Below are 26,523 nucleotides of genomic sequence, written 5' to 3'. Positions count from 1 at the left end.
CGTGGCAGATGCATCCAGTCTAGGCGTCACCCCCGGTTACTGGGACGACGCCTGCAAGTACCTTTCCAAGCGCGACCGGGTGATGAAGAAGCTCATCCCCCAGTTCGGTGAGGCCCGTCTGCAAAGCCGGGGCGACGCCTTCACCACGCTGGCGCGCTCGGTGGTCGGGCAGCAGATCTCGGTCAAGGCGGCCCAATCGGTCTGGGACAAGTTCGCCGCGCTGCTGGGCGGCCCCTCTTACGCGATTGATCCCACGCTCGTCCTGGCGCAGGAGACCCCTAGCTTGCGCGCTGCCGGTCTGTCGGCGCGCAAGGCAGAATACCTGCGGGATCTGGCCAGGCATTTCGTCGAGGGCGAGGTCCATGTGCCGCAGTGGCAGCACATGGACGATGAAGCCATCATCGACGAGCTGGTGGCAATCCGCGGCATCGGTCGTTGGACGGCCGAGATGTTTCTGATCTTCCACCTCATGCGCCCCAACGTGTTGCCGCTTGACGACCTGGGCCTGCTCAAGGGCATCAGCAACCGCTACTTCAGCGGCGAGCCCGTGTCGCGTGCCGAGGCGCGTGAGCTGGGAGAAGGCTGGGCGCCGTACCGTTCGGTGGCCACCTGGTACCTGTGGCGCAGCCTCGATCCGCTGCCCGTCGATTACTGATCTCTTTGCGCTTGAAAAAGGAGTACCCGCCCATGAGCAAGCGACACTTCCTGGACTTTGAACAGCCGATTGCCGAACTCGAGTCGAAGATCGAAGAACTGCGCTACGTCCAGAACGAGTCGGCGGTGGACATCTCGGAAGAGATCGATCGGCTGGACAAGAAGAGCCTGCAGCTGACCAAGGACATCTACACCCAGCTGTCACCCTGGCAGGTCACGCAGATCGCCCGCCATCCTCAGCGTCCCTACACGCTGGACTACGTCAACGAGATCTTCACCGACTTCCAGGAACTGCACGGCGATCGCGCCTTCGCGGACGACCAGTCCATCGTCGGGGGGTTGGCCCGTTTCAATGGCCAGGCCTGCATGGTCGTGGGGCAGCAGAAGGGCCGGGACACCAAGGAGCGCGCAGCGCGCAATTTCGGCATGCCGCGGCCCGAGGGGTACCGCAAAGCGCTGCGCCTGATGAAGCTGGCCGAGAAGTTCGGCCTGCCGGTGTTCACCTTTGTGGACACCCCGGGCGCCTATCCCGGTATCGGCGCCGAGGAGCGTGGCCAGTCCGAGGCCATCGGCCGCAACATCTTCGAGATGGCCCAGCTCGAAGTGCCGATCATCACCACGATCATCGGGGAAGGCGGTTCGGGCGGCGCGCTGGCCATCAGCGTGGCCGACCAGGTGCTGATGCTGCAGTTCTCCGTCTATTCCGTCATCTCGCCGGAAGGCTGCGCTTCCATCCTGTGGAAGACGGCCGAGCGCGCGTCGGATGCCGCCGAGGCCCTGGGTATCACCGCCCACCGTCTGAAGGCGCTCGGCCTGATCGACAAGATCGTCAACGAACCCGTGGGCGGTGCCCACCGCGATCCCAAGCACATGGCCACCTCGGTCAAGCGCGCGCTGGTCGATGCGCTGCGGCAGGTGTCCGACCTGTCGGTACCGGATCTTCTGGCGCGCCGCTATGAGCGCCTGAAGTCCTACGGCCGTTTCACCGACACCTCGGCGCGCTGAGACCATGGCCGCCGCACCGGCGGCCCCCGTGCTCGCCGTGGCCTTCAGCGGTGGGCGCGATTCGACCGCCTTGCTGCACGCCGTGTGGCGCCAGGCCCGGGGCACCGGGCTGCGGGTGGTGGCCTTGCATGTTCACCACGGCCTGATGCCGCAGGCCGACCGCTGGCTGGCCCAGGCCCGCGCACAGGTGCACCGCTGGGCGGCCGGTGATGCGGCCTTGCAGTTTCGTGCGCGGCGATTGACCTCCCGACCGTCCGCTGGCGAAAGCGTGGAGGCCTGGGCCCGGCGCGAACGTTACGCCGCCTTGGCCGAACTGGCCCGGGCCGAAGGGGCCGACACGGTGCTGTTGGCCCACCACCGGCGCGACCAGGCCGAGACCGTGTTGCTGCAAGCCCTGCGTGGCGCAGGCCCGAGGGGCCTGGCGGCCATGCCGGGGCTGATGTGGCGCGACGGCCTGTGCTGGATCCGTCCCTGGCTGGATCAGCCAGCCACGGCGATTGCGCACTATGTGGCCCGGCACCGGCTGCGGCACGTGGAGGACGACAGCAACCAGGACCTCCGCTTCGCGCGCAACCGAATTCGTCAGGCCGTGCTGCCGGTGCTGACGCAGCACTTTCCGGCCGCTTCGGAGGCTCTGGTGACAGTGGCCCGGCACAGCCAGGCGGCGGCCCAGTTGATCGACGAGGTGGCACAGGCCGATCTGCATCAGCTGGGCGGTCAGCCAGACCGGCTGCCCTTGCAGGCCTGGGCTCAGCTGTCGCCGGTGCGGCAGCAGTTCGCGTTGCAGGCCTGGCTGCGGCAGGCCGCCCGGATGTTTCAACAGCCGCCACCGCACGAGATGCTGCAGCGTCAGATGCTGGCGCGCCTGGGGCGGCCCGGTGCTGCCCGCTGGCCGTCCGAAGGGGGGCTGGTCTGGCAGCTCTACCGGGGCGTTCTGTCGGTCACACAGGCGGAGGTTGCATCCTCTGCCAAGCCCTTGGCATGGGGCTCGCGATGGCCGGTGCGGGGGGTGAGCCCCATCAGGCTGAGCGCCTGGAGGGGCACGCTGCATTTCGAGCCCGCCCAGGAAGGTGGGCTCAGCCAGGCTCAGCTGCAGGATGCCTGGGTCCTGTCGCGCCAGGGCGGGGAGACGTTTCAGCTGGGGCCCGGGCGGCCGCCCCGCAACCTGAAGAAACAATTCCAGGCGGTCGGTGTTCCGGCCTGGCTGCGCGATGCGCCGCTGCTGTGCCGCTTGGATCCCCACACGGACGCGCCCACGGTGCTGTTCGTGCCGGGGCTGGGGGTGGATGCCCGCCAGTGGGCTGCCCCCGGGGTGCGCCAGTGGCGGCCTGTCTGGACGGCCGACCGGCTCGAAAACGCCAGCGATCCCATAGAATAGGGGGTTTGCGTGGTCGCGAAGCGGCTGTGCAAGTCTTTCGCCCACCTGGGCGCTGTCGCTACATTCGCAACCTCATGGCTTTGATCGTACACAAATACGGCGGCACGTCGATGGGCTCGACCGAGCGCATCCGCAATGTCGCCAAGCGCGTGGCCAAGTGGGCCCGCGCGGGCCACCAGATGGTCGTCGTTCCTTCGGCAATGAGCGGGGAAACCAACCGCCTGCTGGGCCTGGCCAAGGAAGTCTCTCCCGCCAAACAGACGCCTGCGATGCTGCGCGAGCTCGACATGATCGCCTGCACCGGCGAGCAGGTGTCGGTCGGGCTGTTGTCCCTGGCGCTGCAGGCCGAAGGCATGGAGGCGATCAGCTATTCAGGCTGGCAGGTGCCCATCAAGACCGATTCGGCCTACACCAAGGCGCGCATCGAGAGCATCGACGACACCAAGGTGCGCGCCGATCTGGCGGCCGGCAAGGTGGTCGTGATCACCGGCTTCCAGGGCGTGGACGAGGGCCAGAACGTCACCACGCTGGGTCGGGGCGGTTCGGACACCTCGGCGGTGGCGATTGCCGCGGCGATGAAGGCCGACGAATGCCTGATTTTCACCGACGTGGACGGTGTCTACACCACCGATCCGCGCATCGTGCCCGAAGCCCGTCGTCTGAGCACGATCAGCTTCGAGGAAATGCTGGAAATGGCCAGCCTGGGCTCCAAGGTGCTGCAGATCCGCTCGGTCGAGTTCGCCGGCAAGTACCGCGTGCCGCTGCGGGTGCTCTCCAGCTTCACCCCCTGGGATATCAGTGTTGAGGAAGAGGCCAAGTCGGGCACTCTGATCACCTTCGAGGAAGACGAAAAGATGGAACAAGCCGTTGTCTCGGGCATCGCCTTCAGCCGCGACGAAGCCAAGGTCACCGTGACGGGCGTGCCGGACAAGCCGGGCGTTGCGTCCCAGATCCTGGGTGCGGTGGCGGACGCCAACATCGAGGTGGATGTCATCATCCAGAACGTGTCGTCGAACGGCAAGACCGACTTCTCGTTCACGGTCAACCGCAACGATTACCAGCGCACGCTGGACCTGCTGCGCACACAGGTGCAGCCGGCCACTGGCGCGTCAGACGTGCTGGGCGATCCCAAGATCTGCAAGGTTTCGATCGTCGGCATTGGCATGCGCAGCCATGTGGGCGTGGCCAGCAAGATGTTCCGTTCGCTGAGCGAAGAGGGCATCAACATCCAGATGATCAGCACCAGCGAAATCAAGACTTCGGTCGTGATCGCGGAGAAGTACATGGAGCTCGCCGTGCGCGCGCTGCACAAGGCTTTCGATCTGGATGCAGCAATTCCGACAATCGACGAGGCAAAAGCGTAATTTCACGCTATACTGCAAAGCTTAGGTTGGAGACGTGACCGAGAGGCCGAAGGTGCTCCCCTGCTAAGGGAGTATGGGGTCAAAAACTCCATCGAGGGTTCGAATCCCTCCGTCTCCGCCAACCGCCTTGCCAAAAACGCCGCTTCAAAGCGGCGTTTTTCATTGGCACGTGCGGTTTGAGGCCTTTGGGGCTGGCTTGTCCCGGTTTCGGGGTGTCACGCCCAATTGCAGAATCCGCGCCATGAGCAACATCATCTGGCTGGCGGTGGCCCTGGGCGTGGTGGCCCTGGCCTGGGTTGTCCTGGGGCAGCGTTCCCAACGGTCTCGTCCGGAGGCCATGAAGCGCGTGATTCCCGTCGCACAGCCCACCGAAGCGGGTTCGTCGGCTCCAAGCGGGGCCACCGAGGACGCCGAACCCGATCCCCCCGCGCCTTTCCATTGGGTGTCCGCAGCAGAGGTGCCGCCAGCGCGGCAGGCCGCCTTGGTGGCCGTGTTTCAGCACATACCCCGGCCATCGCGCCTGATGCTGCACCTGGTGTCGACCGATCTGCTGAGTGAAGCCAGCTCGGCCCAACTGGTGGATCTCATCGTCTCGGAACCGGTCATTGCGGGCAAGCTGCTGTCGGCGGTGAACTCGCCGCTGTATGGGCTGGAGACGCCGGTGACCAGCGTGGCTCAGGCCGTGATCCACCTGGGCCTGACCGAGGTGCGTGCGATCTGCCTGCGCTACGCCATGATGTCCTCCTTCGCACCAGATGCTCCGGTGCGCCAGCCGATGCTGGACCGTGTCTGGCGCGCCAGTGCCCTGGCGAGTGAGCTGGCGCAGCATCTGACGGCCGAATTGCCGATCGAGGACCGTGGCGCGGTGGTGAGTGCGGTGCTGCTGTCCTTTCTGGGCCGGCTGGCGGTGGTGGCGACCACGCCGATGGGCTTGCTCAAGGACCTGGTGCAGCCCGATCACCCGGGGCGCTGTGCCGCTGAGCAAGCCCAGTTGGGCCTGCCAGCCTCAGAGATCGGCCGCCTGCTGATGGCGCAGTGGGGTTTGCCGGCGAGCGTCATTGCCGATGCCAGCGATGCGGACGAACTGCTGGTCCGTTCCTATCGCTCGCTGGACGGCGCGCGGGCGCTGCCCTTGGCCCTGGGCTATCTGTGCGCCCGGCTGGGGGAATTGCTGGCCCAGGGCCAGCTGAAGTCTCTGCAGGACTTCGATCTGGCCAGTGACCCTTCGCCCACGTTCACCCGGGTGAAGGCCTGTCTGGCCGATCCGCGCATGGCCCGCCTCCCTTTGGCATTGACGTCGCCGGAGCTGGCGGCGCGGTTGCAGCGCCTGATGGCCACGCTGCCAGGCGCGGCGGCCGCATGAGCTGATCGACCGGCCGCGTCACGTCCGCCGGCAACGGGTCAGCCAGTCACGTGCCCAGACTTCGGCCAGCGCGAGATCGCTCAGCGCTTGCGCGCTGGGCGGGGTCCCCAGGTCGAAGGCAGAGGCCCGCAGTGTCAACAGGGTGCTGGGTGGCGGTGGGCATCGGCAGACGTCGAGGTGGGCTTGCAGCACGGCCTGCGGGGACAGGGCGTGGGTGCTGAAGCTGGCGTCCCGCCTCGCTCGGAGGGTTTCGATGGCAAAGGGTTGTCTCAGATCGAGCGCGGCATCGATGAACAGAACGCCCCGGCGTCCGAGCAGGTCCAGTGCGTGTTCGACCTGCAGTTGCTGGTCTTCGATGCAGGCCACCTGGGGCGCCTGTGCGCCAACCGTCTGGCCCAGCCAGGCTTGCAGGCGGTCCAGCAACAGAGGCCCCAGCGCATCATCGCCACGGCTGCGGTTGCCCCAGGCGATCAGCAGCCAGGGGGCGTTGTCAGCAGGGGAGGCCAGCGACGTCAAGCCGTCCAATCCAGCGTCCCGGACCCCTGGGTGAGTTCGCCCTGGCTGGACTTGCGCACATGCGACAGGCAGTGGCCCGCCGCGTCGAGCACCACGACCTCCAGCGGCATCTGGCCCATGGCGTGGGTGGCGCAGGACAGGCAGGGGTCGTAGGCGCGGATCGCCACCTCGATGTGGTTGAGCAGGCCTTCGGTGACCTCGCGCCCGTCGAAGTAGGTGCGGGCCACCGAGCGCACGGCCTCGTTCATCGCCTGGTTGTTGTGGGTGGTGGAGACGATCAGGTTGCAGTAGCGCACCAGGTCATCGTCGTCGATCCGGTAGTGGTGGATCAGCGTGCCGCGGGGGGCTTCGAGGATGCCGACGCCTTCGCCCGTGCGCTGGCCGCTGGCCAGCAGCTCGCCGGCCAGCAGGTCCGGGTCGTCCAGCAGCTCACGCACCACTTCCGCCGTGTGCAGCAGCTCGATCATCCGGGCCCAGTGGTAGGCCAGGGTGGCGTCGATCAGCGCGCCCTGACCATGGGCGACGAACGCCTGCCGTTCGGTCTCGGCCAGCGGCGAGGGAATGCGGTCGCAGTTCTGCACCCGGGCCAGCGGGCCCACCCGGTACCAGCCCTCGGCCGGGCCCAGGCGGCGCAGGTAGGGGAACTTCATGTAGCTCCAGGGGCGGACTTCCTCTTCGATCAGATCGAGGTAGCGCTGGTCGTCCACCTGGTCTTCCAGCAGCGTGCCCTGCGCATGGCGCACCCGCAGCCGGCCGGCGTAGAGGTCCAGCGCACCGTCCGGCCGGACCAGCGACAGCAGGTGGGCCGGGTGGCGGGCGAACTGGTCATAGAGCGCCGGGTTCTGGGCATGCAGGCGCTGCACCAGGTGAACGGCATCCTGGGCCCATTGCACCATCGTGTCGGCCTGGGCGCGCAGCATCCCGCGGTCCTCGGGGCTGAGGTGGCGGTTCATCCCACCCGGGACCGAGCCCGTGCCATGCACCCGCTTGCCGGCAGTGGCGCGGATGATCTCCTGCCCGTACTTGCGCAGCAGCACGCCCTGGCGGGCGATGTCCGGATGCGCCTGAGCCACGCCGACGATGTTGCGCCGGGCCGGCTCCGAGTCGAAGCCGAACAGCAGGTCGGGGGACGAGAGGTGGAAGAAGTGCAGCGCGTGCGACTGCAGCACCTGGCCGTAGTGCATCAGCCGGCGAAGCTTCTCGGCGCTGGGGGGGAGGGTGGTGATGCCCAGCGCATGGTCCAGGGCCTTGCAGGCGGCCAGGTGGTGCGACACCGGGCAGATGCCGCACAGGCGCTGCACCATCACCGGCACCTCCCAGTAGGGGCGGCCTTCGATGAAGGCCTCGAAACCCCGGAATTCGACAATGTGCAGCCGGGCCTGCTGGACGCGGTGGTGTTCGTCCAGCAGCAGCGTGACCTTGCCGTGGCCTTCCACCCGCGACACCGGGTCGATGGCCACGCGGCGCAGGCCTTGCGGGTGGGCGGCGGTTTCCAGGTCGGTGCTGGCCATGGGGTTCAGTCGTAGTGGATCTGGCCGTGGGCCAGGCGCGGGGTGCGCCCGGCCAGCAGGTCGGTGAAGAAGGCCCAGAAGGTGTCGGCCGAAGGCGGGCAGCCCGGCAGCTCGTAATCCACCAGCACCACCTCGTGGATGGGCCGCACCTGGTTGAGCGGCAGCGGCAGCTCGGGGTCGTTGGGCACCTGGGCATCCGCGCGCGTGCCGGGCCGGTGGACGTAGACCTCGCGCAGCACATCGCCGATGTCCAGCCGGTTGCGCTGGGCAGGCAGGCCGCCGTTGATCGCGCAGGCGCCCACGGCCACCAGCACCTTGCATTGGGCGCGGAAGGCCTGCAGCACCTCGATGTTCTCCACGTTGCACAGGCCCCCCTCGATCAGCCCCAGATCACAGGGGCCAACCTCCTTCAGGTCGGTCAGCGGAGAGCAATCGAATTGCACATGCTCGATCAGCGTGAACAGCCGCTCGTCGATGTCCAGCAGCGACATGTGGCAGCCGAAACAGCCGGCCAGCGAGGTGGTCGCCACCTTCAGCTTGCGCGGGGCCGGCTCCGGATAGGCGGGGGGCGCGGGCGTCGTCATGGCGTGTCTTCCTGGCCGGGCGGCGGGGCCTCCTGGCTGTGCGGCTCGTCCACCCGGTGCAGGTCGAAGCGCCGCTGGCCGATCGGGTCCTGAAAGCCCACCCGCTTGGGCATCAGCGCGCCCACGGGGCAGATGCCGGTCGCCTGGTCGTGCACGCTCAGCGCCGAATCGCCCAACTGTCCACTGGGGCTGTCGACCACCAGGTGGCTGTGGATGCCGTGCCCGCCGATGGCGAAGACCGACTTGCCGTCCAGCAGCTGGCTGGCCCGCACGCACAGGCCGCAGAGAATGCAGCGGTTGTGGTCCAGCAGCACATCGGGGTGCGAGGCGTCCACCGGCCGGTTCGGGTAGAACTCCTCGAAGTGCGGGCCCGCCATGTCGTGCTGGTAGGCCGTGGCCTGCAGCAGGCAGTTGCCACTGCGTTCGCAGGAGGGGCAGAAGTGATTGCCCTCGACGAACAGCATCTGCAGCAGGGTGCGGCGCTCGGTCTGCAGGTCCGGGGTCTGGCACTCCACCACCGCCCCGGGGGCCGCCAGCGCGGTGCAGGCCGACACCGGATGGCCATTGAACTTCACCAGGCACAGCCGGCACGAGCCATGGGCCGGCAGGCCCGGGTGCCAGCACAGGTGCGGGATGTAGCGGCCCACCCGGTGGGCGGCCTGCAGCACCGTGTCGCCGGGCGCCATCGGCACTTCTTCGCCATCGAGCAGGAAACTCTGGCTGGAGGCGGTGTAGCGGCTCATGGGGTGATCCCGTGGGGGGGCGGCCAGTGGGCGCCGGCATCCTGGCGGTCGGTGGCGGCACGGGCGATGGACAGCTCGGCGTCCAGATCCAGCGCAGGCAGGAAGTGCAGCGACTGCAGGCGCCGCTCGTAGCTGGGCCGGAACTTCAGCAGCGTGTCGCGCAGCGGGTTGCAGGCCGCGGCACCCAGGCCACAGTGGGTGCTCTGGTGCAGCAGGGTGTCAAGCTCCTGCAGCACCTGCATGTCGTGGCGCGAGCCCTGGCCCGCGGCCAGCTTGTCCATCCGGCGGGCCAGCAGCTCGGTGCCTACGCGGCAGGGCGTACAGAAACCGCAGCTCTCGTGGGCGAAGAAGTGGGCGAAATTGCGCGCCACCTCGAACAGGTCCCGATGGCGGTCGAACACCATCAGGGCGCCGGCCGACGGAACATCCTCGTAGGCGATGCGGCGGCCGAACTCGGTCACCGACAGGCAGGTGCCGGAGGGGCCGCCCACCTGCACCGCCTGCGTGTCGGTGGCGCCGCAGTCCTCCAGCATCTGGTCGACGGGCGTGCCCAGCGGGTATTCGTAGATGCCTGGCCGGGCGCAGTCGCCGGAGATGGCATGGACCTTGGTGCCGGTGGAGTGGGGCGTGCCCAGGCTGGCCCACCAGTCGCCGCCGCGCAGCAGGATGTGGGCTGCAGCACAAAAGGTCTCGACATTGTTCACCGTGGTGGGCTGGCCCAGGTAGCCGTGCTCGACCGGGAAGGGCGGGCGAATGCGCGGCGTGCCGCGGTGCCCCTCCAGGGATTCGAGCAGGGCCGACTCTTCGCCACAGACATAGGCGCCGGCACCCACGTGGACCGTGATGTCGAAGTCGAAGCCGGCTTCGCCCTGGAGGGCCTGTCCCAGCAGACCGGCCGCGCGGCGCTGGCGCAGCACCTCCTCCAGGTGGGGCAGCAGGAAGCGGTACTCGCCGCGCAGGTAGACGAAGCCCTGCCGGGCACCAACCACCCAGGCGGCCAGCGTCATGCCTTCGAACACCAGGTCGGCATGGCGGGTCAGCAACACCCGGTCCTTGAAGGTGCCGGGCTCGCCTTCGTCGGCATTGCAGACCACGCAGCGGCTTTGCCCTGGCGCATCGCGGCACAGCTCCCACTTGAGCCCGGTGGCGAAGCCGGCACCTCCACGGCCGCGCAGCTTGGACCGCTGGATCTGGTCCAGGGTGGCTTCGCGCCCCAGACCCCGGGCGGCCTGCAGGGCGCTCCCTGGCGTGAAGGGGGTGCCCAGCAGCACGTCCGGGCGGCGGATCTGGTCGTCCACCATGGACCATTCGGCCGGCCAGTCCGCGGGGGGCACCTGGGCCTCGATGTGGTTGGCCAGCGCATCCACCCGCTCGGGGGTGAGGCGGGTGATCACCTGGTGGTGGTTGATCAGCAGCGCGGGGCCCTGGTCACCCAGGCCGGTGCAGGAACACGGGGCCACGCTGACCCGTCCGTCGGCGCGAACCTGGCCGGGCAGCACGCCCAAGCGCTGGCACAGCCGGTCCATCAGGGCCTGGCTGCCCAGCATGCGGTCGGTGATGTTGTCGCTGAACAGCACCCGGTAGTCGCCCACGGGTGACAGGTGCAGGAAGCGGTAGAAGCTGGCCACACTCTCCACATCGGCCAACGACCGGCCGGTGGCCTGCGCCACCTGGGTCAGGGCCTCGCGTGGCAGCCAGCCGAGCGTCGCCTGGAGTTCGCGCAGGATCTGCACCAAGGCATTGGCCTGGCGGTCATGCCGGTGGAGCGCGGCGGAGACAAGAGCGTCCTGGGGCACGGCGTGACGAGAGGCTGAGGAAGGGGCATCCTGCACCGCCTGCCGTGGCTGCGGACGAAACCCGAGCACCGATGAGGGGCTTTCGGTGCCAGGGGATCCGGCTCAGCGGAACAGCGGGAGAAAGGGGCTGCACTTTGTCACATCGCCGTCACCGAAGCGGCGCACAATGCAAAGCACTGAGACGACAAACCGACTGCAGCACTGGGCAGAACACCGGAACCCGTCACCGGCGTCGCAGGATCCCGGCCCTTTCGCCTGAAGGCGATTCCAGGGTCGGTTGCTATCAGGGCCACATCTTGTGGCCCTTGGCATTTCTAGGCCGCCCTGGGGCGGCCTTTTTCATGCGCGCTCAGATTCATGCGCTCAGATGGCCGTGGTCTTGTCCGGGTACTCGCACACATCGGCCACCTGGCAGGCGCCGCAGCGCGGCTTGCGGGCCTGGCAGACATAGCGCCCATGCAGGATCAGCCAGTGGTGGGCATGCACCCGGTAGGCGGGCGGCACCCGCTTGAGCAGGGCCTGTTCGACCGCCAGCGGGGTCTTGCCCGGGGCCAGCCCGGTGCGGTTGGCCACCCGGAAGATGTGCGTGTCCACCGCGATGGTCGGTTCGCCAAAAGCCACGTTGAGCACCACGTTGGCGGTCTTGCGGCCCACGCCGGGCAGGGCTTCCAGGGCCTCGCGGTCCTGCGGTACCTCGCCGCCGTACTGTTCGATCAGGATGCGGCAGGTCTCGATCAGGTGCTTTGCCTTGGTCTTGTACAGGCCGATGGTCTTGATGTACGGGATCAAGCCCTCTTCACCCAGCGCCAGCATCTGGCCCGGGGTGGACGCCACCTGGAACAGCGGGCCGGTGGCCTTGTTGACACTGACGTCGGTGGCCTGGGCGGACAACAGCACGGCGGCCAGCAGTTCAAAGGGATTGCTGTAGACCAGTTCGGTTTCGGGGTGCGGGTTGGCCGCCTGCAGCGTGGCGAAGAAGCGTTCGATCTTGCGGGGAGACATCATGAGGGGGAGCCCTTTGAGGGGTCCTGGGGCGCACGCAAGGCGCGGGCCCGGGCGATCGCTGCCTCAATGACCGCCCGCTTGCGGGCGATCACCTCGGGGTCGGTGTGGCGGGTCTGGTTTTCCAGGTCGGAGAGCTTGTGCTCGGCCTTGGCCAGCAGGCGCGCCTCGTTCTCGCGCTGTTCGCGCTGAACCCGCAGTTGGTGGAAGGCATAGCGCTGGCGGGCCTCGTCGGCTTGGGCGGGGCTCCAGGCTGCCCAGCCAGTGACCTGGCCGCTGACGGGTTCCATCGCGATGCAGCTGACGGGGCAGACGGGAACGCAGAGTTCACAGCCGGTGCACTGGGCTTCGATGACGGTGTGCATGCGCTTGTTGCTGCCGGCGATGCAGTCCACCGGGCAGGCCTTCAGGCACAGCGTGCAGCCGATGCACCAGGCCTCGTCGATGACGGCCACGGCCCGCGGGCTTTCCTGTCCGCAGGCCGGGGCCAGTGGTCGGGCCGGCCGCCCGGTCAGGCGGGCCAGCCGGGCGATGCCTTCCTGTCCGCCCGGCGGGCATTGGTGGATGTCGGCCTCGCCGCTGGCGATGGCCACAGCGTAGGCGTGGCAGTCCGGATAGCCACAGCGGGTGCACTGAGTCTGGGGCAGGGCGGCGTCGATGCGCCGGACTTGTTCCGGGTCAGCACTCACCGGGGCCAAGGGCATGGGGGCGGGCGTGGTGGTCACCCCGGGATTATCGGCGCCGCCGCCCCCGGCATGCGCGGGGCGGCGGGCGCGCCGACTGCTCAGGCCACCTTGCGGGGGGCGCTATGCTTGCTGGCCGGGGCGGGAGCCGCTGCCTGGGCCGGTTGGTTGAAGCGCAGGATGAAGTCCCGCACGACCGGGTAGACGTTTTCGCGCCAGCGTCGGCCGGAGAAGATGCCATAGTGGCCCGCGCCTTCGACGTCATAATGGAACTGGCGGTCCGCCGGGATGTTGTGGCACAGGTCGTGCGCCGCACGCGTCTGGCCGGCGCCGGAGATGTCGTCGCGTTCGCCTTCGACCGTCAGCAGTGCGGTGGTGGTGATGTCCTCCGGGGCGACGCGCACGCCATCCACCACCCAGCTGCCGTTGACCAGGGCGAAATCCTGGAACACGGTCTTGATGGTGTCCAGGTAGTAATCGGCTGGCATGTCGAGCACGGCGTTGTACTCGTCATAGAACTCGCGGTGCGCCTCGGCGCTTTCGCCGTCGCCACGCACCAGGTCCAGGAAGTAGTCGTAGTGCGAGCTGAGGTGGCGGTCCGGGTTCATCGCCACGAAGCCGGTGTGCTGCAGGAAGCCCGGGTAGACGCGGCGGCCGGCCCCCGGGTAGTTGGGGGGCACACGGTAGATGACGTTGTTCTCGAACCACTCGAAGCTCTTGCTCATGGCCAGGTTGTTCACCGCGGTGGGCGAGCGTCGGGCGTCGATGGGACCGCCCATCATCGTCATGCTGCGCGGCACCACATCCCCCGTCGTCGCCTGCAGCGAAATGGCGGCCAGCACCGGCACGGTGGGCTGGCAGACGGAGATGACGTGCACCTCCGGGCCGATGTGGCGGATGAACTCCTGCACATAGGCCACATAGTCGTTCAGATGAAAGTCGCCGTCCTCCTGCGGGACCAGCCGGGCATCGGTCCAGCGGGTGATGTAGACCTTGTGGTCTTGCAGCAGGCTGCGCACGGTGTCGCGCAGCAGCGTGGCATGGTGGCCCGACAATGGCGCCACCACCAGCACCACCGGCTGGCCCTTCATCGTGTCCAGCGCCTCGGCGTTGTCGGTGAAGCGCTTGAAGCGGATCAGGTCGCAGAACGGCTTGTGGATGGCCACCTGCTCCTGCACCGCGACCGGCACACCCTTCACATCGACGGAGCGGATGTTGAATTCGGGACGTTCATATTCCTTGGTCACCCGGTGCATCAGGTCCAGGCCCGCGGCCCAGCGCTGGGACATCGGCACATGCGCAAACGGCGACATCGGGTGGCTGTAGAGCTTGGCGGTCGCGCTGGCGAACTCGGAAAACGGGGCCAGCAGCGCGCGCTGGGTTTCATAGATCTGGTACAGCATGAAGCATGCTCCGCGGTTGTGCCGGCCTGGGGCCGGCGGGCTGTCCGGCGTGCCGCGGCCCAGCCACGGCCGTCAGATCTGTCTGACATCCGATTCTGAGCGCATTGTGCACCGCAACATCCCGGCCCGCCATTGGGGCTGACCGCATCCGTGTTCCCCCTGGGAGGGGCTCAGGCCATCCAGAAAAACACCAGGGTCATGCGCTTGTCCGCCAGGGTCTGGCCCCAGTAGCCTGTGGCACTGTGGATCAGGTCGGCCTTGTACATGACCAGCCGGTTGAAGCGGTGGTCGAAAGCCAGATCCTGCACGAACAGGTCGGGCGGGACGAAGCGGCTGTCCAGCGCCTCGACCAGGTTGCTGAAGCGGGCAGGCAGGGTGTTGCCACCCGGCGAACCATCCGGCAGCCGAACCCGGTAGAGGGCCGTGCCGCAATGGTCCGGCACCTCCGGATTGAGGTACAGCACGGCGGCGTACTTGCACAGCCGGCGCGAATCGGTATGGGGCCGAGGGCCGGATTCGCCTGCGCCCACCAGTTGCACGCAGTTGTGGTTGAACTGGCTGCCCTGCAGGCCAGCACCGACGGCAAACAGCTTCTTCTGGCGGGTCTGTTGCCGGGCCCAGGCCTCGAGCGGCGCCAGTTCCTCGGGCGTCAGCGCCGGCTGGGCGCGCATGCCAGGCCAAGCTTCCGGCCGGTGGGGGGCGCCCAGCACCCAGTCCTGGCGCTGCAGCAGCCGCTGGCGCACTGCCACAGGGTCGGGCAGGGCGTCGTCGAGGATCCAATAGTCCCGCCCCAGCAGGGGCGGGCGGTAGATCAGCCGGTGGGCCTTGGGGGTCACCGGCTGAGGCGGGCGCGGGTTCATGGCGCCGGATTGTCCGGCTTCCCGCGCCCGTGCGATCACATCACCTTGGCGATGGACGCGGCCACGTAGTCGATGTTCTTGTCGTTCAGGGCGGCCACACAGATGCGGCCGGAGTCGACACCGTAGACACCGAACTCGTTGCGCAGGCGTTCCATCTGCGGCTTGCTCAGACCGGAGTAGCTGAACATGCCGCGCTGGGTGGTGATGAAGCTCAGGTCACCCTTGACGCCGTGGGCCTGCAGGCGCTCGACCAGCTTGGCGCGCATGGCCTTGATGCGGTTGCGCATCGTGGCCAGTTCCTCCTCCCACTGGGCCCGCAGGGCCGGGGTGGACAGCACCGTGGCCACCACCTGGGCGCCGTGGGTCGGCGGGTTGGAGTAGTTGGTGCGGATGGTGACCTTCAGCTGTGACACCACCTTGGCCTTTTCCTCGGCCGAGGCGCAGACCACGTTCAGCGAGCCCACGCGCTCGCCATAGAGCGAGAAGCTCTTGGAAAACGAGGTCGCGACGAAGAAGCTCAGGCCCGACTTCACGAACTGGCTGACGACCGCGCCGTCCTCGGCGATGCCGTCGCCGAAGCCTTGGTAGGCCATGTCCAGGAAGGCCACCAGATTGCGGGCCTTCACCGCGGCGATGACCTGTTCCCACTGGGCGGGCACCAGGTCGTAGCCGGTCGGGTTGTGGCAGCAGGCGTGCAGCACGATGACCGTGCCGGCAGCCGCGGCGTTCAGCGCCGCCAGCATGCCCTCGAAGTTCACGCCCTTCTTCTCGGCGTCGTAGTAGGGGTAGCTGTCGACCTGGAAGCCGGCGTTGGTGAACAGCGCGCGGTGGTTTTCCCAGCTGGGGTTGCTGACCAGCACCTTGGCGTTCGGGTTCACCTTCTTCAGGAAGTCGGCGCCGACCTTCAGGCCGCCGGTGCCGCCCAGGGCCTGCACGGTGGCCACGCGGGGCAGCACGTCGCTGCCTTCGCCAAAGACCAGGGTCTGCACGGCCTTGTCATAGGCGGGCAGGCCGTCGATGGGCACATAGCCGCGGGCACGGGCCGCTTCGACCAGCTGGGTCTCGGCAGCCTTCACGCAGGCCAGCAGGGGGAGCTTGCCGTTTTCGTCGGTGTACACACCCACGCCCAGATTGACCTTGGCGGGGTTGGGGTCCGCGTTGAACTGTTCGTTGAGCCCCAGGATGGGGTCGCGCGGGGCCATTTCGACGGCAGCGAAGAGCGACATGGAGAAATCCTGTTCAGGAGATGGTGCGGGGAGTGCAGACAGTCGGCGCTGTTTCAGTGAATGCGCTACGCTGTCAGATTGACCCGGAAGACCGGAGTTCGCCGGGTCGTCCAGATTTTACGCGCTCACCGAGGGAAGACCCCATGTCCGATGCCACTGCCGCCACCGTGTCCGAGCCGCCCGTCGCGGCTCCCCAGGGGCAGTTCGTCACCTACCCGGGCTCGCCGTTCCAGCTGTTCCAGCCCTATCCGCCGGCGGGTGACCAGCCGGCCGCCATCGAGCAACTGGTGGAAGGGGTGGAAGACGGTCTGGCCTACCAGACCCTGCTGGGCGTGACGGGCTCGGGCAAGACCTTCACGATGGCCAACGTGATCGCCCGTCTGGGCCGGCCGGCCATCGTGTTCGCGCCCAACAAGACGCTGGCGGCGCAGCTCTACAGCGAGTTCCGCGAGTTCTTCCCGAAGAACGCGGTGGAGTACTTCGTCAGCTATTACGACTACTACCAGCCCGAGGCTTATGTGCCGCAGCGCGACCTGTTCATCGAGAAGGACAGCGCGATCAACGAGCACATCGAGCAGATGCGGCTGTCGGCCACCAAGAGCGTGCTGGAGCGGCGCGACACCATCGTGGTCGCCTCGGTCAGTGCCATCTACGGCATTGGCAAGCCCGAGGATTACACGCAGATGCGCTTGATCCTCCGCAGCGGGGACAAGGTCGGGCAGCGCGACCTGATCGCCCACCTGATCCGCATGCAGTACACCCGCAACGACATGGATTTCGGCCGCGGCACCTTCCGTGTGCGGGGCGACACCATCGACGTCTTTCCGGCCGAACATTCCGAGCTGGCGGTGCGCATCGAGCTGTTCGACGACGAGATCGATGGGCTGGCGCTGCTGGACCCGCTGACCGGCCAGGTGCGCCAGAAGATCCCGCGCTTTGTGATCTACCCGGCCAGCCATTACGTGACGCCGCGTGAGACGGTGCTGACCGCCATTGAGGGCATCAAGGCCGAACTGCGCGAGCGCCTGGACTTCTTCATCAAGGAAGGCAAGCTGGTCGAGGCTCAGCGCCTGGAGCAGCGCACCCGCTTCGACCTGGAGATGCTGCAGGAGGTGGGGCACTGCAAGGGCATCGAGAACTACTCGCGCCATCTCTCCGGCGCCAAGCCCGGTGATCCGCCACCGACCATGGTGGACTACATGCCGGCCGACGCCGTGATGTTCCTGGACGAAAGCCATGTGCTGATCGGTCAGCTGGGCGGCATGTACAACGGGGACCGGGCCCGCAAGACCACGCTGGTCGAATACGGCTTCCGCCTGCCCAGTGCGCTGGACAACCGGCCCTTGAAGTTCGAGGAGTTCGAGCGGCGCATGCGGCAGTGCATCTTCGTCTCGGCCACGCCGGCCGATTACGAAAAGACCCATGCCGGCCAGGTGGTCGAGCAGGTGGTGCGCCCCACTGGCCTGGTGGACCCGCTGGTCGAGGTGCGGCCGGCCACCCAGCAGGTGGACGATGTGCTGCAGGAGATCCGGACCACGGTGGAGCTGGGCGAGCGGGTGTTGATCACCACGCTGACCAAGCGCATGGCCGAGCAGCTGACCGACTACCTGACCGAGAACGGGGTCAAGGTGCGCTACCTGCACTCCGACATCGACACGGTGGAGCGGGTGGAGATCCTGCGCGACCTGCGCCTGGGCACCTTCGACGTGCTGGTGGGCATCAACCTGCTGCGCGAGGGCCTGGACATCCCCGAGGTGAGCCTGGTGGCCATCCTGGACGCCGACAAGGAAGGCTTCCTGCGGGCCGAGCGCAGCCTGATCCAGACCATCGGCCGGGCGGCGCGCAACGTCCATGGCCGGGCCATCCTGTATGCGGACAGGATCACCGAATCGATGAAGAAGGCCATTGGCGAGACTGAACGCCGGCGCGCCAAGCAGATCGCCTACAACGAGGCCCATGGCATCGTGCCGCGCGGCATTCACAAGCAGGTGCGTGAGCTGATCGATGGCGTGGTGGTGGACAAGTCCGGGCAGGACGACCTGCGGCTGGCCCAGCAGGCGGCGGAGGTCGAGGTGCTGTCCGAGAAGGATCTGTCCAAGCGCATCAAGGCGCTGGAAAAACAGATGCTGGAACATGCCCGCAACCTGGAGTTCGAGAAGGCCGCCCGGGTGCGCGACCAACTGGCCGCGCTGCGCGAACAGGCCTTTGGTGGCGGTCCGGTGCATGACGGCAATGTGGTGCCGTTCCCTGGCGCGGCCAAGGCCTGAATGAGCATGGGGGACCGCGTGGTCAGGGTGTTGATGGTCTGCACCGGCAACATCTGCCGCTCTCCCACCGCGGAGGCGGTGTTGCGTGGGCGGGCCGCCGAGCGCGGCTGGGCCGATCGGGTGCAGGTGGATTCGGCGGGGATCGCCGATTACCACGTGGGCGAGCCGCCGGATCGGCGCTCGCAGGTCCATGCCGCCCGGCGCGGGTTGGACTTGAGCCGTCTGCGGGCCCGACAGGTCGAATTGGCGGACTTCTCCCAATTCGACTGGCTGCTGGCGCTGGACCGCGGCCACGCGCGGGCGCTGCAAGCGCAGTGCCCGCCGGGCCTGCAGGGGCGGATCCGTCTGTTGATGGATTTCGCGCCCGAGCACCCGCTGCGCGAAGTGCCGGACCCCTACTACGGCGGCCCGGAGGGCTTCGAGCAGGTGCTCGACATGGTCGACGCGGCCTGCGAGGGCTTCCTGGATCAGCTGGACGTGACCGGGCTGTGACAGTCTGAACGACGGCCGGATCGGCTGGCGGCGATCTTGCTTGGACCGGGGGACGGCGGCCTCCGCACGGGGCTGGGGAACTTGTCGGCGCCAATCTCGACTAAAAGACTCGGCTTCGTGTATAATCGACCAAAACGCTCGGGAACAACCGAGGGTTGACCCGCTCTGGCTGGTGCCAGGACGGGACTGGCGAGGCCACGTCCAGCGGAGGCACGGCATGGTGCCGTGACTCCGTCGCCAACCGAGTTGACAGGAGATTCACATGCGTCTGACCACCAAGGGCCGTTTCGCCGTCACGGCGATGATTGATCTGGCGCTGCGGTCCACCAATGGGCCGGTGGCGTTGGCTGCCATCAGTCAGCGTCAGCAGATTTCCCTGTCCTACCTGGAACAGCTGTTCGGCAAGCTCCGCCGTCACGAACTGGTGGAGAGCACCCGTGGGCCGGGCGGCGGCTACTCGCTGGGCCGCAAGGCCGAAGAGATCAGCGTCGCCGACATCATCGTGGCCGTGGATGAACCCATCGATGCCACGGGTTGCGGCGGCAAGGAAAACTGCATGGGCGATGACATCGGCCGCTGCATGACCCACGAACTCTGGTCCAACCTGAACGCCAAGATGATCGAGTACCTGGATTCGATCAACCTGCGCAAGCTGGTCGACGACCAGCTGGCCAAGGGCCTGACCATCGAGGAAGCGCCGGTCAAACGGGCCATTTCCACCGTGCCGGTGGTCAAGCCCATCAAGGTGACCGCACCGAATTCGGTGTTCGCCCTGGGCAACGCCTTTTCGAAATAAGCATTTGTCGTGCGGACAGAGCGGGCGCCAGGGGGCGCGCCGCGGCTGCGCCGTCTAGAAGATTCATCATGGACATGACTCCGCATTTCCCGATCTACATGGACTATGGCGCCACCACCCCGGTGGACCCCCGCGTGGTGGACGCCATGATTCCCTGGCTGCGGGAGCACTTTGGCAACCCGGCGTCGCGCAGCCACGCCTGGGGCTGGGAGGCCGAGGAGGCCGTCGAGAAGGCCCGCCAGCAGGTGGCCGACCTGATCGGTGCCGACCCGCGTGAGATTGTCTGGACCAGCGGCGCGACCGAATCGGACAACCTGGCCTTGAAGGGGGCGGCCCACTTCTACCAGACGAAGGGCAAGCACCTCATCACGGTCAAGACCGAGCACAAGGCCATTCTGGACCCGATGCGGGAGCTGGAGCGCCAGGGCTTCGAGGTGACCTACCTGGATGTGCAGCCCGATGGCCTGCTGGACCTGGAGGCCTTCAAGGCCGCCATCCGGCCCGACACCATCCTGGCCTCGGTGATGTTCGTGAACAACGAGATCGGTGTGATCCAGGACATCCCCGCGCTGGGGGCGATCTGCCGCGAGCACGGCGTGCTGTTCCATGTGGATGCCGCCCAGGCCACTGGCAAGGTCGAGATCGACGTCAAGACGCTGCCGATCGACCTGATGAGCCTGGCTTCGCACAAGAGCTACGGCCCCAAGGGCATCGGTGCGCTGTACGTGCGCCGCAAGCCGCGCGTGCGCCTGGAAGCGCAGATGCACGGCGGTGGCCATGAGCGTGGTCTGCGCTCGGGCACGTTGCCGACGCACCAGATCGTCGGCATGGGCGAGGCCTACCGCATCGCCAAGGAAGAGATGGCCCTGGAGCTGCCGCGCATCCGGGCCTTGCACGAGCGTCTGGTCAAGGGCCTGACCGAGATCGAGCAGGTGTTCATCAACGGTGACCTGACCCGCCGTGTGCCGCACAACCTGAACATCTCGTTCAATTTCGTCGAGGGCGAGTCGTTGATCATGGGCGTGAAAGGGCTGGCGGTGTCGTCGGGCTCGGCCTGCACCTCGGCCAGCCTGGAACCCAGCTACGTGCTGCGTGCCCTGGGCCGCAGCGATGAACTGGCGCACTCGTCCCTGCGCATGACCATCGGCCGTTTCACGACCGAGGAAGAGATCGACTACGCCATCGCCACGCTGAAGGACCGCGTGGCCAAGTTGCGCGAGCTGTCCCCGCTGTGGGACCTGTACCGCGAGGGCGTCGATCTGTCGACCATCCAATGGAGCGCGCACTGAGCGCCGCACCGTGAAGTTCAGGAGTTAGACATGGCATACAGCGACAAGGTCATCGACCACTACGAACATCCCCGCAACGTCGGCAGCTTCGACAAGGGCGACGACACGGTGGGCACGGGCATGGTCGGCGCGCCGGCCTGTGGCGACGTGATGAAGCTGCAGATCAAGGTCAACCCGGCCACCGGGCTGATCGAGGATGCCCGCTTCAAGACCTATGGCTGCGGCTCGGCCATCGCATCCAGTTCGCTGGTGACCGAGTGGGTCAAGGGCAAGACGCTGGATCAGGCCCTGGAGATCAAGAACACCCAGATCGCCGAGGAACTGGCGCTGCCGCCGGTGAAGATCCACTGCTCGATCCTGGCCGAGGACGCCATCAAGGCGGCGGTCGACGACTACCGCGCCAAGGCCACCAGCCCGGAGAAGGTGGACTGAGACCATGGCTGTCACGCTCACCGAAGCTGCCGCTCGGCACGTCACCCGCTACCTGAGCCGTCGCGGCAAGGGCGTGGGGGTGCGGCTGGGGGTCAAGACCACCGGTTGCTCCGGCCTGGCCTACAAGCTGGAGTACGCCGACGAAGTGGCCCCGGAGGACATCGTGTTCGAAAAGCATGGCGTCAAGGTGCTGGTGGACCCGAAGAGCCTGCCTTACCTCGACGGCACGGAGCTGGACTTTGTCCGTGAAGGCCTGAACGAAGGCTTCAAGTTCCACAACCCGCGCGAAAAGGACCGTTGTGGCTGTGGGGAGTCCTTCCGCATCTGACGGAAGAGGCGTTCCCGTTTGGCCGACAATGACGGCCCTGAGTCGATGGCGCGGTGCCCCGGGGCCGCGCCTTTTTGTTGCCTTGTATGACTGAACCCACCGCCCTTGTCATTCGTCCCGAGCGTGCTGACCGCCCCGAGGTCGTGGCCATGCTGGACGCATTGGATGCCTACCTCGGTTCGCTGTATGCGCCCGAAGACAACCACATTCTGGATGTGGCGGCATTGCTGGCGCCCGACATCGACTTTCTGGTTGCGGAGCTGGACGGACAACTGGTGGGCTGTGGCGCGATGCGCCGCATGCCGGGCGAGCCGGACACTGCGGGCCAGCCCTATGGCGAGGTCAAGCGCATGTTCGTGTTGCCGGCCGCCCGGGGACGCCGCATTGCCGAGCAGGTGTTGAGTGCGCTGGAGCAGCGTCTGCTGGCGGCCGGCCTGTCCCTTGCAACGCTGGAGACCGGACGCGACCAGCACGAAGCGATTCGCTTGTACGAGCGCTGTGGCTACACGCGTCGGGGACCGTTTGCCGGCTATCCGGACAACGGTTTGTCGGTGTTCTACGAAAAACGACTCTCGGTATGAACCTGCAAGACGACGACTTCACCTTGTTCGGCCTGCCTCGGCAGTTCCATCTGGATCGCGCTGCGCTGGATCAGCGCTGGCGGGACCTGCAGACCCAGGTCCACCCGGATCGCTTCGCGGCCGAAGGGCCGGCGGCCCAGCGTGTGGCCATGCAGTGGGCCGTGCGGGTGAACGAGGCCTACCGTCGTCTGAAGGATCCGCTCGCCCGGGGGGGCTATCTGTGCGAACTGGCGGGTGCGGAGGTGGGGGCTGAGAGCAACACCGCCATGCCGACGAGCTTTCTGATGCAACAGATGGAATGGCGCGAGGCACTCGACGAGGCCGGCGATGTCGCCGCCGTCGAGGGGCTGGACCACCAGGTGGTGGCCGAGGAACAACGCATGCTGGCCGAGCTGGAACGTCTGCTCGACCAGGCCCACGATGCCGCTGCGGCGGCGCAACAGGTTCGCGCACTGATGTTCGTGAACCGCTTCCGGGCCGACATCGACCGTCGGCTGGAGGCACTGGACTCCTGAATCTTTCCCATGGCTCTGCTGCAGATCTCCGAGCCCGGCCAGGCGCCGGATCCCCATCAACGCCGCATCGCGATCGGCATCGACCTGGGGACCACCAATTCCCTGGTGGCCTCGGTGCGTCATGGCGTGGCCGAGTGCCTGCCCGATGCACAGGGCCGGGTGATGCTGCCATCCGTGGTGCGCTACCTGGAAGGCGACGGTCGCCAGATCGGCTGGGAGGCCGCGGAGGTGCAGGCCGAGGACCCGGAGAACACGGTGGTCTCGGTCAAGCGCTTCATGGGGCGCAGGCTGGCGGATGTGGCAGGCCACGAACGGCTGCCTTACCACTTCGTCGACCAGCCCGGCATGGTGGCGCTGCAGACGCGGCAGGGCGTGAAGACGCCCGTCGAGGTGTCGGCCGAGATCCTGGCCACGCTGCGCTTCCGCGCCGAAGACACCTTCGACGATGAGATTTTTGGCGCGGTGATCACGGTGCCAGCTTACTTCGACGATGCACAGCGCCAGGCCACCAAGGACGCCGCCCAGCTGGCGGGCCTGAACGTGCTGCGCCTGATCAACGAGCCGACTGCCGCGGCCGTGGCCTACGGGTTGGACAACGGCTCGGAAGGTCTCTATGCGGTCTATGACCTGGGAGGCGGTACCTTCGACATCTCGCTGCTGCGGCTCTCGCACGGCGTCTTCGAGGTGGTGGCCACGGGGGGCGATGCCGCGCTCGGTGGCGATGACTTCGACCACGCGCTGGCCGATTGGGCTGCGGCGCAGGCCGGGATGATGCCTCGCACGCCGCAGGACAAGCGCAGCCTGCTGGTGGCCGCGCGTGCCGCCAAGGAAGCGTTGACCACGAACGAGCAGGTGACGTTGCATGCGTCGGTGGGCGGTCGCGAATGGAGCGTGGCCGTCAGCCGGACTCAGTTCGATGCCCTGACCCGGGGGCTGGTGGACCGCACGCTGCAGGCGGTTCGCCGCGCATTGCGGGATGCGCGTGTCACCCGCGACGAGGTGCAAGGCGTGGTGATGGTGGGGGGCTCGACCCGGGTGCCCGCCGTCCGGGCGGCGGTGGGCGAGTTCTTCGGCCGACCGCCGCTGACCAACCTGAACCCGGACCAGGTGGTGGCCCTCGGCGCCGCCATCCAGGCCAATGCCCTGGCGGGCAATGCGGCCGACGGCGAATTGCTGCTGCTGGACGTGATTCCCCTGTCCCTGGGGCTGGAAACCATGGGCGGGTTGGTGGAGCGCGTGATCGAGCGCAACACCACCATCCCGGTGGCCAAGGCGCAGGATTTCACCACCTTCAAGGACGGCCAGACCGCAATGGCCATCCATGTGGTGCAGGGCGAGCGGGAGCTGGTGTCGGATTGCCGCTCGCTGGCGCGTTTCGAACTGCGGGGCATTCCGCCGATGGCGGCTGGGGCCGCCCGCATCCGGGTGAGCTTTCAGGTGGATGCCGATGGCCTGCTGAGTGTGTCAGCGCGCGAGCAGACCACCGGTGTGGAAGCCGCCGTGCAGGTCAAGCCCAGCTACGGGCTGGCCGATGAGGACATCGCCCGCATGCTGCGTGAGGGCTTTTCCAGTGCGGAAGGGGACATGCGGGCCCGGGCGCTGCGCGAGGCCCAGGTGGAGGCGGACCGCATGCTGCTGGCCACCCAGGCGGCCCTGGCGGCCGATGGTGACTTGCTGCAGGCAACTGAGCGAGAGGCGATCGACGCCCAGATGGCCAACCTGCGGGATGTCCGGGCGGGCGATCAACCCGATGCCATCACCCAGGCCATCGAGGCCTTGGCCAAGGCGACCGAGGCCTTTGCCGCCGCCCGCATGAACCGCGGCATCCAGGCAGCGCTGACTGGGCGACGCCTGGACACCCTCTGAACCCAGTCTGACGACGACTCCCCATGCCCATCATCCGAATCCTGCCGCATGCCAGCCTGTGCCCCAAGGGGGCGGAGATCCAGGCGCCCACTGGCACGTCCATTTGCGAAGCCCTGCTCGACCATGACATCGCCATTGAGCATGCCTGTGAGATGAGCTGCGCCTGCACCACCTGCCATGTGGTGGTGAAGGAGGGCTACCGTTCGCTGGGGGAACCCGACGAGATCGAGGAAGACCTGCTGGACAAGGCCTGGGGCCTCACGCCCACCTCGCGTCTGTCCTGTCAGGCCATTCTGGGCTCAGAGGATGTGACGATCGAGATTCCCAAATACACCATCAACCACGCCCGCGAGAACCACTGAGTTCTGCGGCGGGTGGTTCAGGAATTGGCGAAGATGTGGAAGGGCCAGGAAAACCGCCGGCGTTTGGGAAGGCCATCGGCCGTTTCCTGGGTGTCGAGCAGTTCGCAGGTTTCCAGGTAATCCAGCAAGCGCATCACCTCGGCGGCCGAAGCACCGGTGCATTTCTGCAGATGCGCTTCCGAGACATGGCGCTGCGACAACTCGCTCACCATGCGCCGGTACGCCGTGCGCCGAAACTCTGCGGGCAAATCAGGCCAAGCCGTGATCTTGTATTCCTTCATGGTCCCAACGTCCTCGGAATGGCGGGGCATTCGCAATGCCCTCGTGGAATCATCGACCACTGATTCTCACCAAAGTTGGTGACAATGGCACAGCCCTAGATCAAGCAGAAGGGAATTTTTTTGTGACAAACCCTCGCGAAGCGGTGATCCTGGGATTCGAGTCCTCCTGTGACGAAACCGGCGTGGCCATCGTGCGCTGTGTCCCCACGGGCGTGCCCGTGCTGTTGGGCCAGGCGCTCTACAGCCAGATTCGCATGCACCAGGCCTATGGCGGGGTGGTGCCGGAGTTGGCCTCACGCGACCATGTGCGTCGCGCCATTCCGCTGGCGCGGGAGGCCTTGCAGGCGGCCGGCCTGACGCTGCAGGACATCGACGCCGTGGCCTACACCCAGGGGCCGGGGTTGGCGGGTGCTCTGCTGGTGGGGGCCGGGGTGGCCACCGCCCTGGCGGCAGCCTTGAACAAACCGACGCTGGCCGTGCACCACCTGGAAGGGCACCTGCTCTCGCCGTTCCTGTCGGCCGATCCGCCTGCGTTTCCCTTTGTGGCGCTGCTGGTGTCGGGCGGTCACACCCAACTGATGCGGGTCGATGGGGTGGGGCACTACACCCTGCTGGGCGAAACCATCGACGATGCGGCGGGCGAGGCCTTTGATAAGTCCGCCAAGCTGCTGGGGCTGGGTTATCCGGGCGGCCCGGCCTTGTCCCGCCTGGCCGAGACGGGGCGGGCCGATGCCTATGAGTTGCCACGGCCGCTGCTGCATCAGCCGAACCTGGATTTTTCCTTTGCCGGGCTGAAGACCGCCGTGATGACCACGCTGCGCAAACTGGGGCCTGCGCCGACCGAGGTCCAGCGGGCCGACGTGGCCGCCAGTGCCCAGGCCGCCATCGTCGATGTGCTGGCTCAGAAATCGATCAAGGCCATGAAGGCCACCGGTCTGAAACGCCTGGTGGTGGCGGGTGGGGTGAGTGCCAACCGGGCGCTGCGGGCGGCGCTCGATGACGCGGCGGCCAAACGCCATTGGCGCGTCCACTATCCGGAACTGTCCCTGTGCACCGACAACGGCGCCATGATCGCGCTGGCCGCGGCCATGCGCTGGCAGGCTGGCTTGGCGCAGCCCGCCACCCGCTACAGCTTCGAGGTCCGCCCGCGCTGGGATCTGATGGCCGCCTGAGCGGATTCGGCTATACTCACGAATTCCGTGATCCGTTGAGGATCTCAGGGAAAA

The 26,523-nt window shown here is 67.2% G+C and carries 27 protein-coding genes and 1 tRNA gene; 17 read left to right on the top strand and 11 right to left on the bottom strand.

What is annotated here, in order from left to right:
• The first annotated feature begins 1 nt into the window (after window position 1).
• The 6 genes from KGA65_RS13030 to KGA65_RS13005 all read left to right on the top strand — a co-directional run bounded on the left by KGA65_RS13030 (window position 2) and on the right by KGA65_RS13005 (window position 5,764).
• Window positions 2–655: a DNA-3-methyladenine glycosylase family protein gene (locus tag KGA65_RS13030; protein WP_225863562.1), complete on the top strand. Its 654-nt coding sequence runs from the start codon at window positions 2–4 to the stop codon at window positions 653–655.
• Between the two features lie 32 nt (window positions 656–687).
• Window positions 688–1,659, top strand: a complete 972-nt coding sequence (locus tag KGA65_RS13025; protein WP_225863561.1) for an acetyl-CoA carboxylase carboxyltransferase subunit alpha — start codon at window positions 688–690, stop codon at window positions 1,657–1,659.
• A 4-nt stretch (window positions 1,660–1,663) separates the two neighbouring features.
• Complete coding sequence (gene tilS, locus KGA65_RS13020) at window positions 1,664–3,037, top strand: tRNA lysidine(34) synthetase TilS (protein ID WP_225863560.1); 1,374 nt, start codon at window positions 1,664–1,666, stop codon at window positions 3,035–3,037.
• 74 nt (window positions 3,038–3,111) lie between these two features.
• Window positions 3,112–4,401, top strand: a complete 1,290-nt coding sequence (locus tag KGA65_RS13015) for an aspartate kinase (RefSeq protein WP_225863559.1) — start codon at window positions 3,112–3,114, stop codon at window positions 4,399–4,401.
• Window positions 4,402–4,429: 28 nt separating this feature from the next.
• Window positions 4,430–4,522, top strand: a tRNA-Ser gene (locus tag KGA65_RS13010).
• Window positions 4,523–4,642: 120 nt separating this feature from the next.
• Complete coding sequence (locus KGA65_RS13005; protein WP_225863558.1) at window positions 4,643–5,764, top strand: HDOD domain-containing protein; 1,122 nt, start codon at window positions 4,643–4,645, stop codon at window positions 5,762–5,764.
• 18 nt (window positions 5,765–5,782) lie between these two features.
• On the opposite strand, the gene KGA65_RS13000 is transcribed toward KGA65_RS13005, so the two are convergent.
• The 10 genes from KGA65_RS13000 to KGA65_RS12955 form a co-directional block, all read right to left on the bottom strand.
• Window positions 5,783–6,280, bottom strand: a complete 498-nt coding sequence (locus KGA65_RS13000) for a hydrogenase maturation protease (protein ID WP_225863557.1) — start codon at window positions 6,278–6,280, stop codon at window positions 5,783–5,785.
• Window positions 6,277–7,791 (bottom strand): Ni/Fe hydrogenase subunit alpha, encoded by a 1,515-nt coding sequence (locus KGA65_RS12995; protein ID WP_225863556.1) that lies wholly within the window; start codon window positions 7,789–7,791, stop codon window positions 6,277–6,279. The genes KGA65_RS13000 and KGA65_RS12995 overlap by 4 nt, the downstream gene beginning before the upstream one ends.
• Window positions 7,792–7,796: 5 nt before the next feature.
• Window positions 7,797–8,375, bottom strand: coding sequence for an NADH-quinone oxidoreductase subunit B family protein (locus KGA65_RS12990; protein ID WP_225863555.1), 579 nt, complete (start codon window positions 8,373–8,375; stop codon window positions 7,797–7,799).
• Window positions 8,372–9,118, bottom strand: a complete 747-nt coding sequence (locus KGA65_RS12985; protein WP_225863554.1) for a 2Fe-2S iron-sulfur cluster-binding protein — start codon at window positions 9,116–9,118, stop codon at window positions 8,372–8,374. The genes KGA65_RS12990 and KGA65_RS12985 overlap by 4 nt, the downstream gene beginning before the upstream one ends.
• Window positions 9,115–10,914: an NAD(P)H-dependent oxidoreductase subunit E gene (locus tag KGA65_RS21070; RefSeq protein WP_225863553.1), complete on the bottom strand. Its 1,800-nt coding sequence runs from the start codon at window positions 10,912–10,914 to the stop codon at window positions 9,115–9,117. Before KGA65_RS21070 ends, KGA65_RS12985 begins: the two co-directional genes overlap by 4 nt.
• A 363-nt stretch (window positions 10,915–11,277) precedes the next feature.
• Window positions 11,278–11,916 (bottom strand): endonuclease III, encoded by a 639-nt coding sequence (nth, locus tag KGA65_RS12975; protein WP_225864104.1) that lies wholly within the window; start codon window positions 11,914–11,916, stop codon window positions 11,278–11,280.
• A complete protein-coding gene (gene rsxB / locus KGA65_RS12970) occupies window positions 11,916–12,620 on the bottom strand; it encodes an electron transport complex subunit RsxB (RefSeq protein WP_225863552.1) in 705 nt (234 codons plus the stop codon). Before rsxB ends, nth begins: the two co-directional genes overlap by 1 nt.
• 80 nt (window positions 12,621–12,700) lie before the next feature.
• On the bottom strand, window positions 12,701–14,002 hold the full coding sequence (locus KGA65_RS12965) for a polyhydroxyalkanoate depolymerase (RefSeq protein WP_225863551.1): 1,302 nt from the start codon (window positions 14,000–14,002) through the stop codon (window positions 12,701–12,703).
• Window positions 14,003–14,172: 170 nt separating this feature from the next.
• Window positions 14,173–14,862 carry a DUF6445 family protein gene (locus KGA65_RS12960; RefSeq protein WP_225863550.1) on the bottom strand — a complete coding sequence of 230 codons (690 nt, stop codon included), beginning with the start codon at window positions 14,860–14,862 and terminating at the stop codon, window positions 14,173–14,175.
• A gap of 35 nt (window positions 14,863–14,897) precedes the next feature.
• Window positions 14,898–16,088: an amino acid aminotransferase gene (locus KGA65_RS12955; RefSeq protein WP_225863549.1), complete on the bottom strand. Its 1,191-nt coding sequence runs from the start codon at window positions 16,086–16,088 to the stop codon at window positions 14,898–14,900.
• Between the two features lie 143 nt (window positions 16,089–16,231).
• Here KGA65_RS12955 and uvrB point away from each other — a divergent pair, with 143 nt between their 5' ends.
• The 10 genes from uvrB to fdx all read left to right on the top strand — a co-directional run bounded on the left by uvrB (window position 16,232) and on the right by fdx (window position 25,016).
• Entirely contained in the window at window positions 16,232–18,355 is a 2,124-nt protein-coding gene (gene uvrB, locus KGA65_RS12950) for an excinuclease ABC subunit UvrB (protein ID WP_225863548.1), read from the top strand.
• Complete coding sequence (locus KGA65_RS12945) at window positions 18,356–18,847, top strand: low molecular weight protein-tyrosine-phosphatase (protein ID WP_225863547.1); 492 nt, start codon at window positions 18,356–18,358, stop codon at window positions 18,845–18,847.
• A 262-nt stretch (window positions 18,848–19,109) separates the two neighbouring features.
• Window positions 19,110–19,643 (top strand): Fe-S cluster assembly transcription factor, encoded by a 534-nt coding sequence (locus tag KGA65_RS12940; protein WP_225863546.1) that lies wholly within the window; start codon window positions 19,110–19,112, stop codon window positions 19,641–19,643.
• A gap of 68 nt (window positions 19,644–19,711) precedes the next feature.
• Window positions 19,712–20,932, top strand: a complete 1,221-nt coding sequence (locus KGA65_RS12935) for an IscS subfamily cysteine desulfurase (protein WP_225863545.1) — start codon at window positions 19,712–19,714, stop codon at window positions 20,930–20,932.
• 30 nt (window positions 20,933–20,962) lie between these two features.
• The gene (iscU, locus tag KGA65_RS12930) at window positions 20,963–21,364 is read left to right on the top strand and encodes a Fe-S cluster assembly scaffold IscU (RefSeq protein WP_225863544.1); all 402 of its coding nucleotides are present in this window, start codon (window positions 20,963–20,965) and stop codon (window positions 21,362–21,364) included.
• 4 nt (window positions 21,365–21,368) lie between these two features.
• Window positions 21,369–21,692 carry an iron-sulfur cluster assembly protein IscA gene (gene iscA / locus KGA65_RS12925; RefSeq protein ID WP_225863543.1) on the top strand — a complete coding sequence of 108 codons (324 nt, stop codon included), beginning with the start codon at window positions 21,369–21,371 and terminating at the stop codon, window positions 21,690–21,692.
• An 86-nt stretch (window positions 21,693–21,778) separates the two neighbouring features.
• Window positions 21,779–22,273 (top strand): GNAT family N-acetyltransferase, encoded by a 495-nt coding sequence (locus KGA65_RS12920; protein WP_225863542.1) that lies wholly within the window; start codon window positions 21,779–21,781, stop codon window positions 22,271–22,273.
• The gene (hscB, locus tag KGA65_RS12915; protein ID WP_225863541.1) at window positions 22,270–22,788 is read left to right on the top strand and encodes a Fe-S protein assembly co-chaperone HscB; all 519 of its coding nucleotides are present in this window, start codon (window positions 22,270–22,272) and stop codon (window positions 22,786–22,788) included. Before KGA65_RS12920 ends, hscB begins: the two co-directional genes overlap by 4 nt.
• A gap of 9 nt (window positions 22,789–22,797) precedes the next feature.
• A complete protein-coding gene (gene hscA, locus KGA65_RS12910) occupies window positions 22,798–24,654 on the top strand; it encodes a Fe-S protein assembly chaperone HscA (RefSeq protein WP_225863540.1) in 1,857 nt (618 codons plus the stop codon).
• A gap of 23 nt (window positions 24,655–24,677) precedes the next feature.
• On the top strand, window positions 24,678–25,016 hold the full coding sequence (gene fdx, locus KGA65_RS12905) for an ISC system 2Fe-2S type ferredoxin (protein WP_225863539.1): 339 nt from the start codon (window positions 24,678–24,680) through the stop codon (window positions 25,014–25,016).
• 17 nt (window positions 25,017–25,033) lie between these two features.
• Here the strand turns inward: fdx and KGA65_RS12900 are convergent, their stop codons facing one another.
• A complete protein-coding gene (locus KGA65_RS12900; RefSeq protein ID WP_225863538.1) occupies window positions 25,034–25,297 on the bottom strand; it encodes a hypothetical protein in 264 nt (87 codons plus the stop codon).
• 143 nt (window positions 25,298–25,440) lie between these two features.
• On the opposite strand from KGA65_RS12900, the gene tsaD reads away from it, so the two are divergent.
• Window positions 25,441–26,469, top strand: a complete 1,029-nt coding sequence (gene tsaD, locus KGA65_RS12895; protein WP_225863537.1) for a tRNA (adenosine(37)-N6)-threonylcarbamoyltransferase complex transferase subunit TsaD — start codon at window positions 25,441–25,443, stop codon at window positions 26,467–26,469.
• Window positions 26,470–26,523 lie beyond the last annotated feature (54 nt).

It is taken from the genome of Ideonella benzenivorans (assembly GCF_020387415.1).
Lineage (GTDB): Bacteria > Pseudomonadota > Gammaproteobacteria > Burkholderiales > Burkholderiaceae_C > Ideonella > Ideonella benzenivorans.
Note: the sequence above shows the minus strand (reverse complement) of the source record. Positions and strands in the feature narration are given on the sequence as shown.